This window comes from Arthrobacter sp. 10L430 (genome assembly GCF_056395245.1).
In genome coordinates, this window is record NZ_JBFTJD010000002.1 from 26,832 (window position 1) to 42,709 (window position 15,878).

The following is a 15,878-nucleotide window of genomic DNA, read 5'->3' on the forward strand; positions in this document are numbered from 1 at the left end:
TCAGGCACCCTTCTTCTTGCGGCGGGGACGGTCGCGGAGGCCGTCACCCAGCAGGTTCACGCCTACCACCATGAGCACAATCACCAGGCCCGGCAGGGTGACCATCCACCACGAGGTGGTGATGTAGTCCTGGCCGTCGGAGATGATGCGGCCCCAGGTGGCGAACGGCCGCTGCGGGCCGGCGCCGAGGAAGCTGAGCGCGCTCTCGAGCAGCACGGCCTGGGCCAAGAGCAGGAGCACCACAAGGGTTGCCTGCTTGATGACGTTTGGGATGATGTGCTGGATCAGGATCTGGATCCTGTGCAGGCCCAGGATCCGGGCTGCCGAAACGTACGGTTTTTCGCGTTCCACGAGGACCATGGACCGGGTTAGGCGGGCCACTTCGGGCCATTGGGCGATGGCGATGACGCCAGTGATGACAGGAATTGACGGCCCGAAGAGGGCCACCACGAGCAGCAGCATCATCAGCAGCGGAAGGGACATCTGGGCTTCGAGGACGCGGGACACCACGGTGTCCACCCAGCCGCCGAAGTAGCCGGCGGCCGCGCCAAGGATGATGCCGATCGCGCCGGACACCACCACGGCCAGGACGCCGATGGTCAGTGACACCTGGCCGCCGTGCAGGACGCGGGAGAGCAGGTCGCGCCCCAGTTGGTCGGTGCCGAACAGGTGCCCGTCCATCAGGGGCGGGAGCCGGCGGGCCGAGAGGTCCTGGTGGTTGGCATCCGGCAGGGGCAGGACCTGGGCCAGCAGGATGGGGATGATGACCAGGAGCGTGCAGAGGGCGCCGATCCGCATCTTCCATTTGGCGGAATTACGACGGCGGGTGGCGCCGGCCTTCGCGATCAGCGCCTTGGTGACGGCGCTGGGGGACGGTTTGCGCTCCGGGGTGCCGTCAGGCAGGCCGGCGGTCGGTGCTGCGGTGTCGAGGCTCATGCTGCTGCCGCCTTTCCAAGACGAACGCGGGGATCAAGAAGCGGGTAGGCGAGGTCGATGACCAGCTGGACGCCTACGGCCAGCAGGGCAGTGAGGAGGACTGTTGCCTGGATCAGGGGGTAGTCGCGGGTTTCGAGGGCACGGACGATCAAGGAACCGACGCCTGGCCAGGCGAACACCACTTCCACCACCACCACGCCGTTGAGCATGGCGGCGAAGCGGGTACCGAGTGCGGTGAAGACCGGAATAGCTGAGTTGCCCATGGCGTAGCGCCAGGTGAGGATCGAGTTCCGGATTCCCCGGGACCGGGCCACGGTGAGGTAGGGGGCCGCGAAGTTGGTGGTCATTTCCCGCCGTACCATCCGGGAGATCAGGGCGATCTGCAGGATGGCGATGGTGACGGTGGGCAGGATCAGCCCGCCCCAGGTGGCGAACCCGGAGGCCGGGAAGATCGGAATGAGGACGGCGAATCCGGTGAGGAGCATGATGCCGGTCCAGAAGTCGGGCATGGACTGCCCTGCGATGGTCAGGACGTTCACGCCGAACTCGCTTTTGGTGTCCGGCCGCCGGGACATCCACACGCCCAGCGGAATGGCCACCACGGCGGTGAGGAGGATCGACGCCGTCGCGAGCGTCAGCGTGTAGGGCATCCGCTCGGCCACCACCTGGAGGGCCGGGGCCTGGAAGGAGTACGAGGTGCCGAGGTTGCCGGTGAACAGCTGCTGCAGGAAGATCCAGTACTGCTCCAGCACGGGGCGGTCCAGTCCGAACTGCTCGCGGACCTTGGCCAGCTGCTCGGTGGTGGCCAGCGGTCCGGCGTAGGAGACCGCAGGGTCGCCGGGGGCCAGACGGATCAGGATGAAGACGGTGGAGACCGTGAGGAACACGGTCAGCAGGCCTTGGCCCAGCCGTTTGAGGATGTAGTTCGTCATGACTCAGGCCTCCAGCCGGACGTCAACAAGTGGGTAGGAGTTGGTGGGCGCCAGTGAAAGGCCGTCCACGCGCTTCTGGTGTGCCAGCACGGACTTGGGCACGAACGCCCAGGCGCACGGCCAGGTATCCCAGATGGCCTTCTGCGCCGTGGCGAGCAGCTGCTGCCGGCGCACCGGATCCACTTCGGACGACGCCGCCTGGATCTTGGCCTGCACCTCCGGGACCACGTAGCCCTGGTAGGTGTCGCGGGTCTTTTCCTTCTCGGCAGTGCCGGCGTACATGCCCTGCATCATGGTGATGGCCAGGCCGGTGGGGCTGCTGAAGCCGTTGCCCAGCAGGTCCCAGTCGCCCTGCTTGCCCTGGCGCCAGGCCAGGATGTTGCCGCCGGGCTCGAACTGCTGGAGCTGCGTTTTCACGCCCACGGCGCCGAACATTTCCACAAGGGCCTCCATCACGGAGGTATCTGACGCGAACTCGCCGGTTTCCCAGATGATCTTCAGGTTCAGGTCGGTGGCGCCCAGGCTCTTCAGCGTTGCCTTGGCCTTCTCCGGATCGTAGGCGTAGGCGCCGGTCTTCGAGTAGCCGGTGAGGCTCGACGGCACCACGCCTTCGGCCGCGCTGACCGAATCGACCAGCACGTCCTTGACCAGAGCCTCGCCGTCGACGGCCCAGCTGAGGGCCTCGCGGACCCGGACGTCGGCCAGCGGGTGGCCGGCGGGCTTGCGGAAGTTGTAGAAGATCTGGTTCAGCCGAAGGCTCGACGCTTCGGCAAGGACGACGCCGGGAAGCCCGGCCAGCTGTTCGCGCGAGTCCGGCGTGATGGAGTCGATGACGTCCACCTCACCGCTGCGCAGGGCGATCACGCGGCTGGATTCCTCAGGGAGGAACCGGACCTCGACGTTGTCCACCTTGGGCGCCGGGCCCCAGTAGTTCTCATTGCGCTTGAGGCTGTAGGTGCCGGCGCCGCGGTTGAACTTGGTGACCATGTAGGGGCCGGAACCAACGCCCTCCTGGAGCTCTTCGGGCTTGTTCTTCGCAGCCGGGCTGATCAGGATCATGCTCATGAGCGAATCCAGGATGGGGATGGGGTTCTTGGACTCCATCAGGAAGGTCCGCTCGTCAACGGGCACCACGGTGGGAAACTCCGGGAAGAACCCGGCGACGAAGGATCCCTGCACCTGCTGGTACATCTTCAGGGCCGTGGCGATGTCCTCGATGACCACCGGCGTGCCGTCGGAGTAGCGGACCCCCTCGCGGAGCCTGACGGTCCACTGCGTGGGCTTGGTCATCTTGAAGCTCTCCGCGAGAACGAGGACCGGCTTGGTTTCCGGCCCGATGGCCGTGAGTCCCTGCCGGACAGCCCGCTGGACGGTGACGGCGGCATCGAACTGGTTAAGTTTGTTGTCCAGGCTGACAAGGGACCTGTTGAGCGCCAGGGTCAGGGTGCTGGGACCCGGCAGGCCCGTGGGGCCGGCACACCCGGCGATGGAGCCTGTGCCCAGGAGAAATCCGGCGGCTGCGCCGAACTGCAGGAGGCGGCGCCGTGAGATCTCACTTCCTTGAGGAAGAACGGTCATCGTTGACCTCCCGGTTGAACGGGACGGCTGGCGGCCGGTTGGCCTGCGCCGTGTTACATGGATCACTCTGCCACTCATGCGCGAAATGCGCAAGCACTATGGCGCATTTCGCGCAATCGTGCCATGATGGTGCTACCGACGACGCGGCCTGGAACCCATCCCGGCCGGTTCGCAGTCGGTGGATCTTCACAAGAGCGGATCTACAGAAGAAAGGAGGACGACGTGACCGCAGTCCTTATTCAGGCGGATGACTTTTCCGGCGCAGCCGAGGTGGGACAGTGCTTTGCCACCCAGGGCCTTCGAACGCGCCTCCTCCTGGCCGGCACCGCGGACTCAGGCGTTGCCGACAATGACGCTCCGGACGTCCTCGTGGTTGACACGCATACCCGGGCCCTTTCTCCGGAAGCAGCCGAAGCGGCCGTTTCCGGAGTCTTTGACGGCGCCGCGGCAGCCGGTGCACAGGCCCTGTTCAAGAAGATGGATTCGCTGTGGCGCGGCAACGTGGGCCCGGAACTGGCCGCACTGACGGGCCTGGGCTACCACGTCGTGGTGGCGGGTGCACTCCCCCAGCTGCGCCGGACCGTGGTGGGCGGCCAGCCGTTTGCCGACGACATCCGCCTCGACCTCACGCCTCTCTGGAAGGCGGAGGACGCCGCGCCGCCATCGTCAGTAGAACAGGTATTGAACCGGCCTGAGGGCTCCTCCCTCACCATGGCCGGCCTCGACATTGTGAGGTCCGGCGGCCTGGCGGCCTTCATAGCTGAAGCCCTGCCAGCCGGGGGCCCGGCCACGGTGATTGCCGACGGCGAGACCGAGGCGGATCTGGAAGCCGTCACGGACGCCCTGCTGGACCTGGAGTTCACCGCCGCCGGCCGCCGGATCGTGCTGGCCGGAACAGGCGGCATCGCCGCCCTCCTGGCCGCGAAACTGGGTGCGAAACTGGGCACGAAACTGGGCAACGAATCTGCGCGGAACACGCAGATCCAGCTTTCCCGACGACAAGATCAGGCAACGGCGCGTTCCACCCTAAAAGTGCTTGCCGCCGTCGGCTCCGCCTCCGCGGCGGCGGCTGCGCAGCTGCTGCGGCTGGAAAGCGCCGGGTTCAGCGCACTGCGGATAGCTCCCGCCGAACTCCGGGATCCTGAAGCCTGGGCGCAGCGGCTCCTTTCGGCCAAGCAGCTCCTGGCTGCCGGCACGCCGACCGCCCTGACTGTCAGCGCCGACGTCGTGAATCCGCAGGAATCCGGCGCGATCGTCCGCAGCCTAGGTCGCCTGGCGGCAGATGCCGCCGGCACCGCCGACCTCATCCTCACCGGCGGCGAAACCGCCCGCGAGGTGCTCGATGACCTTGGCATCCGCCAGTTGACGCCGCTGGCGTCCGCGCAGCACGGGGCCGTGGTCAGCCTGTCCGATGACGGGAGGCTCGTCGGCACCAAACCGGGCAGCTTCGGGGACGACCAGGCGCTCGTCGAGCTGTACCAGTCCATGAAAGACCTCCGCGCCGCGTCCCTTCCCGCAGGTCCGGCCGGAGAACACCCCCACAATCCCTCCCACCAATCTGGAGCAGACATGACATCCGCAGTAGCGAACATTACTGAGCAGGACACCCGGCCGTTCATCGCCGTGACCATGGGGGACGGCGCCGGCGTCGGCCCCGAAGTGACAGTGGGCGCGCTCATTGCTGAGAACGCCTACCGCGACTGCCGGCCGGTGGTCATCGGAGACACCTACCGTTTGCAGCTCGGTGCCAAGGCGCTTGGCGTCAAGGCCGACATTGTGGAGATCGCGAGCGTGGGCGAAGCCGTCTTTGAGGCCGGCCGCATCAACGTGATCGACCCCAAGCTACTGTCCAGGGACCTGCCCTGGGGCCAGGAGTCCGCCGAGGCGGGCAACGCCGCCTACCACTACATCAGGATCGCCTGCGAGCTGGGCATGAGCGGCCAGGTGCAGGGCATCTGCACCGCGCCGCTGAACAAGGCCGCCCTGCACAAGGCCGGGCACATCTACCCCGGGCACACGGAACTGTTGGCGCACTTCATGGGCATCGAGGAAGTGTCGATGATGCTTTCCACCCCGAAGGTGAAGGTCATCCACGTCACCACACACATCGGTCTCCTCGACGCCATCAACAGGATTGAGCCCGGGCTGGTGGAACGGACGGTGCGCCGGGGCCACGGTGCCATGCAGCGCGCCGGCATCGCCAACCCGAAGATCGGCGTCTGCGCCATCAACCCGCACGCCGGCGAGAACGGGCTGTTCGGCTACGGCGAAGAAGCGGAGAAGATCACCCCCGCCATCGAAAAGCTCCAGGCCGACGGCATCGACGCCCGCGGCCCCCTGCCGGCCGACACCGCCTTCTTCCTCGCCGGCCGCGGCGACTACGACCTCATCGTCGCGATGTACCACGATCAGGGCCACGGTCCCGTCAAGGTCCTCGGCATCGAGGCCGGCGTCAACATCACGGTCGGGCTGCCCGTCATCCGCACCTCGGTGGACCACGGGACCGCCTTCGACATCGCCGGCAAGGGCATCGTTGAGGTGGGCAGCATGATCGAGGCACTGCGCCAGGCCGCCGAAATGTCGCCGAGTCCGGCACAGCAACGCTGACCGCCCCCAGCGCCAGGTTGGCGCGGCCCGGACCCCCGGATGAAGCCCGACTTCGCCTGCGGCGCCTGACGTCCCTAGGATGGACTGAGGATCCGGCCGCCGGAAGTCCCGGCCCGGGAAGGAGAGCTTCCATGACGCACGCCATCGTCGCCCAGCAGCCGGGCGGACCCGAGGTCCTGGACTTCGCGGAGATCGACCGCCCCGTTCCCGGTCCGGGCCAGCTGCTTATCAAGGTGGCGGCTGCCGGCGTCAACTTCATTGACACCTACCAGCGCGGCGGCATGTACAAGGTGCCCTTTCCCTTCACTCCGGGCTCGGAGGCTGCCGGCACGGTCGAGGAAGTCGGCGAGGGAGTCGAGGACTTCGCGGTGGGCAGCCGGGTAGCCACGGCCGAGGGCTCAAAGTGCTATGCGGGATACACGGTGCTTGACGCGGCCAAGGCCCTTCCCGTGCCCGACGGTGTGGACGACCTCACGGCTGCGGCACTCCCCCTGCAGGGCATGACCGCCCACTACCTGATCAATTCATCGTTCCGGGTTGAACCGGGCCACAGCGTGCTGGTGCACGCGGGCGCCGGCGGCGTCGGCCTGCTCCTGATCCAGCTCCTGAAGGCCCGCGGCGCCCGCGTCATCACCACGGTCTCCACCGATGAGAAGGAAGTCCTGGCTCGGGAAGCCGGCGCCGACGAGGTGCTCCGCTATGACGGGTTCGCGGCCACTGTCCGTGAGCTGACCAACGGCGACGGGGTGAACGTGGTGTACGACGGCGTGGGGAAAGACACGTTCGACGGCTCACTGTCCAGCCTGCGCACCCGCGGCTCGCTCGTTTTGTTCGGCGCAGCCTCAGGTGCGGTCCCGCCGGTGGATCCGCAGCGGCTCAACGCGGGTGGCTCGCTGACGCTCACGCGGCCCTCGCTCGCCCACTTCCTGGGCAACCCGCAGGAACGCCTCTGGCGCTCCACCGAAATTTTTGGCGCCGTGGCCGATGGCAGCCTTAGCGTGCGGATCGGCGCCACTTATCCCCTGGCCGAGGCCCGGCGGGCCCATGAGGACCTCGAAGGCAGGCGCACCACAGGCAAAGTACTTCTTGTTCCCTAAACGGCCACCCGGATCCACTGGCAAGTGAACGCCCGGTAAACCGCGACACCTTCCGTTCACTTTGCCGGGAGAGAATCCACCTGTGAATGAGCAGCCTCCGCAGACCACCCGCACCCTAGGCATCCCTGCGGGCGGTGCTGCGCCTGCCACGGTGCACGCAGCCCAGCTTCCCGGTGCCCACGCTGCGCCGCCGGAGCGGACCCTGATGGACATCCTGCAGGACACCGCGGCAACGTTCCCGGACGCGTCAGCCCTGGATGATGGCCGGCAGTCACTCAGTTACGCGCAGCTGATGACATCCGTCCGGGCAACCGCCCGCCGGCTACATTCGGCCGGCCTGGGCGCAGGTGACAGGATCGGCGTCCGGATCCCGTCCGGCACGAACGAGCTCTACATTTCCATCCTTGCGGTCATGCTCATCGGGGCGGCCTACGTTCCGGTCGACGCCGATGATCCGGACGAGCGCGCCAAACTGGTCTTTGGCGAGGCCCGGGTGGCCGGGATCGTGCGGGCCAACGGCGATATTGTCACCGACCAGAAACGTCCCCGGCCTTTTCCCCAGCCCCGGACAGCAACTCCCGACGACGACGCCTGGGTCATCTTCACGTCAGGTTCCACGGGGACGCCGAAGGGCGTGGCCGTCCGCCACCGGTCGTCGGCGGCCTTCGTCGACGCGGAGTCGAGGATATTCCTGCGCGATGAGCCTGTGGGGCCGCAGGACCGTGTCCTCGCGGGGCTGTCGGTGGCCTTCGACGCCTCGTGCGAAGAGATGTGGCTGGCCTGGCGCCACGGAGCCTGCCTGGTGCCGGCTCCCCGGGCACTTGTCCGCACGGGCATGGACCTCGGGCCGTGGCTGATCAGCCACGGCATCACTGTTGTCTCCACCGTTCCCACGCTCGCGGCGTTGTGGCCTGTGGAGGCACTCGAGAATGTCCGGCTGCTGATCTTCGGCGGGGAGGCGTGCCCGCCTGAACTGGCTGAACGCCTGGCAGTGGAAGGCCGCGAGGTGTGGAACACCTACGGGCCGACCGAAGCGACGGTGGTTGCCTGCGCTGCTCCCCTTGGCGGCACCGGTCCGGTCAGGATCGGGTTGCCTCTCGACGGCTGGGACCTCGCCGTGGTCGCTTCCGACGACGTTCCCGTCGCCGAAGGGGAAATCGGTGAACTCATCATCGGGGGCGTGGGCCTGGCCCGCTACCTCGATCCTCTGAAGGACGCGGAAAAATACGCACCCATGCCGGCACTGGGGTGGGACCGCGCCTACCGCTCAGGCGACCTGGTCCGCTACGAACGTGCGGGCCTGATCTTTATCGGACGGGCCGATGAGCAGGTCAAGCTCGGCGGCCGCAGGATCGAGCTCGGCGAGATCGATGCTGCGCTCCAGTCGCTTCCGGACGTGGCGGGCGCCGCTGCCGCGGTACGCACGACGGCGGCTGGCAACCAAGTCCTGGTGGGTTATCTCGCCCCCTCCGGAGATGCCGTCCTTGACCTCGCGGCGGCCCGGGAGCTGCTGCTTGCGGTTCTCCCCGCGCCGCTGATCCCGCTGCTGACCGTCGTCGGCAGCCTCCCGACCAAAACCAGCGGGAAGGTGGACCGGCATGCGCTTCCGTGGCCCTTGCCGGGGGCCGGCGGCGCGGACGACGCTGCCGCCCCGCTGAACCTCCCGGACGACGCACAGTGGATTGTGGAGCAATGGGCGGCAGTCCTGGGAAGCAGGGTGGCGAGCCTTGACGCGGACTTCTTCGCCCACGGCGGCGGATCGTTGGCCGCAGCCCAGCTCGTCTCGGCGCTCCGTGTCCGCTACCCCACTATCACTGTGGCGGACATCTATGCCACCCCGCGCGTCGGCGCCCTGATTGACACCGCACGCCAGTCGCTGCCGGACGGCATGGCCGCCGGGCCCGCCCCGGAGCGGCCGGTGCGGCCCACCGCCCTCAAGTCACAGGTGTTCCAGACCCTCATGGGCATCCCGCTGCACATTCTCGTGGGCATGCGCTGGCTGACATACCTGATGGCCGCGAACAACCTGCTGTCGGCCTTCGCCGGCTTCTCGGCCGCCCCGGTCCTTTCCTGGTGGTGGGTTGCGGCGTCGTGGCTGGTCTTTGTCAGTCCTGCGGGGCGGATGGCCATCGCGGTTGCCGCTGCGCGTCTCCTGCTGCGGAACGTGACACCCGGAACCTATCCGCGCTCCGGACGGGTTCACCTGCGGCTTTGGCTGGCCGAGCAGATCCAGGATCTCTCCAGCGCCATCAGCCTGGCCAGCGCTCCGTGGGTGCCCTATTACGCACGGGCGCTGGGGGCGAAGATAGGGACCAACGTCCACCTGCACTCCCTGCCCCCGGTGACCGGCTTCCTCTCACTGGGCAACGGCAGCAACATCGAGCCCGAGGTGGACTTGTCCGGGTGGTGGATCGACGGTGACGTCGTGCACATCGGCCGGGTCCACGTGGGAGCAGAGGCTTCCGTCGGTGCCCGCAGCACCCTCATGCCCGGGACCAGTATCGGTGCCGGAGGCCAGGTGGAACCGGGCTCGGCCGTTCTGGGAAAGGTCAAAGCGGGCCAGGTCGTGGCGGGATCGCCCGCTGAGCGCCGCGGCAAGGCCAAACAGGGCTGGCCCGCTGCACAGCCTGCCAGCTCCCTGATCGGCAGGCTGTGGTTTGCCGCCTTCGCCGCGGCCTCGGCACTCCTGGCCATGATTCCGTACGCTTCAGCTGCATGCGCAGCGCTGGTGGTGTTCCTGTTCATCAGGGGAAGCAACACCCTGATCGGTGCCTGGCCCCAGCTTCTGGCCGCGCTACCGCTGGCTGCCCTCACCTGGTTCCTGACGAACCTGCTCCTGATCCTGGCAGCCACGAGGCTGCTGGGCACGGGCCTTGCGGAAGGCTACTACCGCGTTCGCAGCCGCATCGGCTGGCAGGTCTGGGCCACGGAGCGGGTCCTGGACATGGCCCGTGACCTCCTCTTCCCGATCTATGCGAGCCTCTTCACGCCTGTCTGGCTGAGACTGCTGGGCGCCAAGGTCGGCAAGAACGTTGAGGCTTCCACTGTCCTCCTGCTGCCCAAAATGACGACCGTGGGCGAGGGCGCCTTCCTTGCGGACGACACCATGGTGGCCTCCTATGAGCTGGGCGGTGGCTGGATCCGGATCGCCCCTGCCAAAATCGGCAAACGCTCCTTCCTTGGCAACTCGGGAATGACGGCGGCCGGGCGCAACGTGCCGAAGAACTCCCTGGTGGCAGTCCTGTCGGCAACGCCCAACAAGGCGAAGTCCGGTACGTCCTGGCTCGGCAGCCCTCCGGTCAGGCTTCGGCGGACAGCGGTGGCGTCGGACAGCACCCGGACGTTCCAGCCGCCCGCAAGGCTGAAGGTGGCCCGGACGCTGTGGGAGCTGTGCCGCTTCGTGCCCGTGATGCTGACCGTCGCCCTGGCCCTGGGGGTCATGGTGACGTTCGATTGGCTCGCGGCCCTCTGGGGTTACGCGGCGGCCGCCGCGCTCGGCGGGCTGGTGCTTTTGGCTGCCGGTGGGATAGCCGCAGGCAGCGCCGTGGCTGCCAAATGGCTCCTGGTCGGAAGAATCAAACCGGGCGAACATCCCTTATGGAGCTCGTTCATTTGGCGCAACGAGGTGGTGGACACCTTCATCGAGATGGTCACCGCGCCGTGGTTCGCCCGGGCAGCCACGGGAACACCTGCACTGGTGTGGTGGCTCCGCGGCCTGGGCGCAAAAATCGGCCGCGGCGCCTGGTGCGAGAGCTATTGGCTGCCTGAAGCTGACCTCGTCACCCTGGGTGACAGCTCAACAGTTAACCGCGGCTGTGTGGTCCAGACGCACCTCTTCCACGACCGCATCATGAGCATCGACACTGTTACGCTCGAAGACGGGGCCACCATGGGACCGCACGGCGTCATCCTGCCGCAGGCGCGGATCGGCAAGGGTGGGACCGTGGGCCCGGCATCCCTGGTAATGCGCGGCGAGACGGTACCGGCCGCAACTTACTGGATGGGCAACCCGGTCAGCCCCTGGACGGGCCCGGGAGTTCCGGCTCCCCGCCTGAAGTAACTGCCCGCAGAAGACCAACCGATCCGCCCGACAAACCTGATTGAGGCACACGCCTGATGAGTTCTCCAGATTCCCCCGGCCCCGCTGCTGTGCTGCCGGTGCCGGGTCCGGCCGGCACCGCCGATCCCTACGTTCCCGGGCACGGAACCGATGCTTATGGGGTCCTGCGCTATGAACTGGAGCTGGACTACAAACTGGCCAGCAACAGGCTCAACGGCCGGGCGGTGCTGCGGGCGGTTGCCGCACGCCGCATCTCAGCAGTGGTGCTGGACATGACCGGCCTCCGTGCCTTGAAGATCCAGTTGGACGGGTCCCGTGTCAGGAGATTCACCCAGCGGGCGGAGCAGTTGGTGGTTCACTGCGAGCAGCCCCTGGACCCTGGAGCGGAATTCACCCTGGACATCCGCTATACCGGTAATCCGGAGCCGCGCAAGGGCCTCTGGGGCGAAGTGGGGTGGGAGGAGCTCACGGACGGAGTGCTCGTCGCGGGCCAGCCCAACGGGGCACCGTCCTGGTTTCCGTGCAACGACCATCCGCGGAATAAGGCAAGCTACCGTATTTCCGTCACCACCGACGCCGGTTACCGTGCCGTGTGCAACGGCCTGTTGGTGGGACATACCAGCCGGTCGAGCAGGCAGACCTGGGTCTATGAACAGGCGGAGCCGATGGCGACCTACCTGGCCACTGTGCAGATCGGCCGGTATGAACTGTTGACGCTGCCCGACGAAGGCGGAGTGGCGCAGCACATCGCCGTGCCCGCCTCATTTGCCGGTTCCGCGAGGGCCGCACTGACCCGCCAGCCGGACATGATGCGCGCGTTCATCGGCTGCTTTGGACCGTATCCCTTCCGGGAGTACACCGTGGTGGTGACCGACGACGACCTCGAGATTCCCCTTGAGGCCCAGTCGCTTTCGATCCTGGGCCGCAACCACCTGGCCGCGGATTGGGAGTCGCAGCGGCTCATTGCGCACGAACTTTCGCACCAGTGGTTCGGCAATTCCCTGACCCTCAGCAGCTGGAGCGATATCTGGCTGCATGAGGGCTTCGCCTGCTACGCGGAATGGATCTGGTCCGAGGAGGCGGGCATCATGCCCGTGCAGGAGAGGGCCGCGGCAGCGTGGCGAAAACTCGACTCCGGCATCCAGGACATCCTCGTAGGAGACCCTGGTCCCGAACTGATGTTCGACGACAGGGTGTACAAGCGCGGCGCGCTGGCCCTGCACGCTCTCCGCCGGCGGTGCGGTGATCTGGCATTCTTCGCGCTGCTGCAGGACTGGACCCGGAGCAGAGTCCATGCCTCAGTATCCACAGCCGAGTTCATACTGGCTGCGGACCGGGTGACGGGCCTGGACTCGGAGTCCCTGCTGCACCCGTGGCTGTTCGAGGAGGCACTTCCGGCGTTGCCGGGCGCCTAACGGGCCAGGCTGCCCGGTGCCCGGTCAGCCCAGTGCGACAGCGGCCACGAGCCAGGCCGGCAGGCCGGCCGCCGCGGCGTCGACATCGGAGATCTCCGGATGCCTCAGTGCTTCTACCGTTCCTGGCTGCACGGTCAGCCCCTCGCCGGTCATCTTGAGCCACGCCTCTTTCCGCGCCCAGAGCCGGGCGCGGGCCTGAAGCAGTTCAGTGTCCCGCAGCCCCGTTACGGCCGCGCGCTCCGACTCCGTCAGCGCTACCGCTTCGAAACCCGAAAAATCGGTGCCGCGGGGATCCTCAATGTCGATGCCCAGCCTGGTTCCGGGCTGCGGCTCCAGGACGGCACCCACCAGCGTCCAGCCCGCCGCCCTGGACAGGCTGAGGAGCAACGGAAGCCCAACGCCCGCCCGCGAATATCCCGGCCGGCCGTGCGATAGGCCCGGGCCGCTGCCGCACCTCGGACAGCTGTAGTCGCAGGTCAGGTCGCGGGCGGGGATCCCCAGCAAATGCGCGGCCAACTCCCGCTGAGCCAGCCGACCGGACACAAAAGCCCGGCGCAGGCCGGGCTGCATGGCGGCTGCGCGTTCCAGCTCGGGAGGATCAAGCAGCGATTCGTCGGCGGGACCGTCCGGGGAAGCGCGAAAGACCACGCCGGAGGGCGTGGTCTTTCGCGTTGTTCCCAAACTGGTGCCCAGACGACTCGTCCCCCGGCTAGCGCTGCACAGCGCCAAACCGCGCGGCGGCAACCGCGACCGCACTCTCGCGTGCGGCTGAGGCTTCATCGGCGGTCAGCGTCCGGTCATTGGCGCGGAAGCGGAGACCGAAGGCCAGCGACTTCTTGCCTTCCTCGATCCCCTTGCCGGCGTACACGTCGAACAGCGCGACGTCCTCCAGGAGTTCGCCCGCTCCTTCCCGCAGCGCGGCCAGGACGTCATCTGCAGGAATTTCCTGCGGCACAACAAGTGCCACGTCCTGGGTGGCCACGGGGAAGGTGGAGATGTGGCGTGCCACGATGACATCGGCAGCCGCCTCGAACAGGGCGTCGGCATTGATCTCAAGTGCCGCGGAACGGGCCGGCATGTCGTGGGCGGCAAGGAGCTTCGGGTGCAGCTCCCCCGCGTAGCCCACAACCTCGCCGGTGCGCAGCGAAAGCTGGCCGGCCCGGCCCGGATGGAACGCCTGGTGATTGCCCTGGCCCACAACGAGCTCAACACCCAGAATGTCGCCAGCCAAGCGGGCGATGTCCAGCGCGTCAGCCCAGTCCCAGGCCCTGGGCGAGTGACCCGCAGCAGCGGGTGAGTCGTGGCCGGTCAGGACCGCGGCGAGGTGCAGCGGCTGGTCCGGCACGCCGTCGTACAGGGCATCCAGCACCTCATCGGAGGGCTTGACGCCCAGCGGCGGGATGGAGGACGTTCCCACGGTGTCGCCGGGCAGGAAGACGAGGCCTGCCTCGAAGAGCGCCAGGTCGCGGAAGCCGCGCGAGTGGTTGCGCTTGGCTACGTCGATGAGCCCGGGCAGGACCGAGGTCCGCAGGTAGCTGTGTTCCTCGCTGATGGGGTTGGCCAGCTTGACGGCCGTGCGGACCGCGCCGGCTTCGGCCACGCCGAAGGTGTCGTTGGCAGCCTTCGACACGAAGGGGTAGGCCAGGACCTCGGTGAGCCCGGCGTCGGCGAGGGCCTGGATCAGGCGCCGCCGCTGCTGCTGCACGCGGGTCAGCCCGCGGCCGGGAGGAGCGACCGGAAGGGTGGCCGGGATCTGGTCGTATCCCACCAGGCGGGCGATTTCCTCGGACAGGTCTTCCTTGGTTTCGAGGTCGTTCCGCCAGCTGGGCGCCGAAACTGTCCAGCCGCCGTCGGCCTTTTCCACCACGGCGCCGAGATCCTCGAGGGAGGTGACAATCTGCTCTTCGGTGAAGTCGATGCCGATCCGTGCGGCGGCGAAGCCCGCCGGCAGGGCGATGGTCACGGCGTCCGGTGCCGTCCCGACGTCGGTGCCCGCCTCGTCAGCGACGCCCCCGGCGAGTTCCACCATAAGGTCCACAACGCGCTGGGCGGCAATGTTCGCTACCTGCCAGTCCACGCCGCGTTCAAATCGCTTTGACGCTTCGGACGGCAGCTTGTGCCGGCGGCGGGAGCGTGCGATGGAAACCTCGTCGAAGTGGGCCGCCTCGACCAGCACGTTGGTGGTGGAGTCGGACACCTCAGTGGCCGCGCCGCCCATGACGCCGGCGATGCCGATCGCCCCGGAGCCGTCCGTGATGAGGAGATCCTCGACGTCGAGCGTCCGTTCCTTGTCATCCAGGGTGGTGATCTTCTCCCCCGCCACGGCACGGCGGACCACGATGTCGCCGGACAGCTTGTCCAGGTCGTAGCAGTGCGTGGGCTGGCCGAGCTCCAGCATGACGTAGTTCGAGATGTCCACGGGAAGGGAGATGGAGCGGATGCCGGCAAGGCGCAGCCGTGAAACCATCCACTGGGGTGTCGGTTTTGTGGCGTCGACTCCGCGGACGGTCCGGGCCACGAAGCGGTCACAGCCGGGCTTGCCGTAGATGGGCGCGTCGTCGTTGAGCTTGACGCCGTGGCCGCCGGCCAGTTCCGCCGGGGCCGTCACCTTGGACGCGGGGTCCGTGAAGGACGTTCCGGTGGCGTGGGCGTATTCGCGGGCCACGCCGCGGATGGAGAACGCGTAGCCACGGTCAGGGGTGACGTTGATCTCGGCGGCTTCGTCGTAGAGCCCCAGGAGCTCCATGGCGTCGGTACCGATTTCCGGGTCCAGGCCGATCCTCGACAGCACCAGGATGCCGTCGTGGTCTTCGCCGATGCCCAGTTCGCGTACGGAGGCGATCATGCCCGCGGAGAGGTGGCCGTAGGTTTTCCGTGCGGAGATGTGGAAGTCGCCGGGCAGCACGGCACCGGGGAGGGTGACTACCACCTTGTCCCCTTCGACGAAGTTGTGGGCTCCGCAGATGATGCCCTGGACGCCGGAGGGATCGATGCCCTTGCCGGTGAGGGTCTGCTCCTGGCCTTCGGGGACCACGCGGACCTGGCACCAGTTGATGGTCTTGCCGTTGGTCTGCGGTTCCTTGACCAGGCTCAGGACCTGGCCCACCACGACGGGGCCCTTAAGGCCGTCCGTGGGACGGTAGACCGCTTCTTCTTCAAAGCCGACCTTGACGAGCTCGGCCATGACGTCTTCGGCCGTTGCTCCGGCCGGTACCTGCGCGAATTCACGCAGCCAGGAAAGTGGGATACGCAC

General features: G+C 67.5%; 9 protein-coding genes. 4 read left to right on the forward strand and 5 right to left on the reverse strand.

Annotated features, from left to right (window positions below; genetic code table 11):
• The 3 genes from AC1DDG_RS02335 to AC1DDG_RS02345 are packed head-to-tail and all read right to left on the reverse strand — an operon-like array spanning position 1 to position 3,446.
• Positions 1–936, reverse strand: a complete 936-nt coding sequence (locus AC1DDG_RS02335) for an ABC transporter permease (protein ID WP_230117613.1) — start codon at positions 934–936, stop codon at positions 1–3.
• A complete protein-coding gene (locus AC1DDG_RS02340; RefSeq protein WP_476874805.1) occupies positions 933–1,868 on the reverse strand; it encodes an ABC transporter permease in 936 nt (311 codons plus the stop codon). The genes AC1DDG_RS02335 and AC1DDG_RS02340 overlap by 4 nt, the downstream gene beginning before the upstream one ends.
• A gap of 3 nt (positions 1,869–1,871) precedes the next feature.
• Positions 1,872–3,446, reverse strand: a complete 1,575-nt coding sequence (locus AC1DDG_RS02345; protein ID WP_476874806.1) for an ABC transporter substrate-binding protein — start codon at positions 3,444–3,446, stop codon at positions 1,872–1,874.
• Between the two features lie 222 nt (positions 3,447–3,668).
• Here AC1DDG_RS02345 and pdxA point away from each other — a divergent pair, with 222 nt between their 5' ends.
• From pdxA to AC1DDG_RS02365, 4 genes are all read left to right on the forward strand, one after another.
• Positions 3,669–6,053, forward strand: coding sequence for a 4-hydroxythreonine-4-phosphate dehydrogenase PdxA (gene pdxA, locus AC1DDG_RS02350; protein ID WP_476874807.1), 2,385 nt, complete (start codon positions 3,669–3,671; stop codon positions 6,051–6,053).
• Between the two features lie 131 nt (positions 6,054–6,184).
• Positions 6,185–7,150: a quinone oxidoreductase family protein gene (locus AC1DDG_RS02355; RefSeq protein ID WP_476874808.1), complete on the forward strand. Its 966-nt coding sequence runs from the start codon at positions 6,185–6,187 to the stop codon at positions 7,148–7,150.
• A 205-nt stretch (positions 7,151–7,355) separates the two neighbouring features.
• On the forward strand, positions 7,356–11,210 hold the full coding sequence (locus tag AC1DDG_RS02360) for a Pls/PosA family non-ribosomal peptide synthetase (protein WP_476875006.1): 3,855 nt from the start codon (positions 7,356–7,358) through the stop codon (positions 11,208–11,210).
• Positions 11,211–11,266: 56 nt separating this feature from the next.
• The gene (locus tag AC1DDG_RS02365) at positions 11,267–12,625 is read left to right on the forward strand and encodes a M1 family metallopeptidase (RefSeq protein WP_476874809.1); all 1,359 of its coding nucleotides are present in this window, start codon (positions 11,267–11,269) and stop codon (positions 12,623–12,625) included.
• A gap of 24 nt (positions 12,626–12,649) precedes the next feature.
• Here AC1DDG_RS02365 and AC1DDG_RS02370 read toward each other — a convergent pair whose 3' ends face one another.
• Both AC1DDG_RS02370 and pheT read right to left on the reverse strand, forming a co-directional pair.
• Entirely contained in the window at positions 12,650–13,306 is a 657-nt protein-coding gene (locus AC1DDG_RS02370) for a 4'-phosphopantetheinyl transferase family protein (RefSeq protein WP_476874810.1), read from the reverse strand.
• Between the two features lie 28 nt (positions 13,307–13,334).
• Positions 13,335–15,878: a phenylalanine--tRNA ligase subunit beta gene (pheT, locus tag AC1DDG_RS02375; RefSeq protein WP_476874811.1), complete on the reverse strand. Its 2,544-nt coding sequence runs from the start codon at positions 15,876–15,878 to the stop codon at positions 13,335–13,337.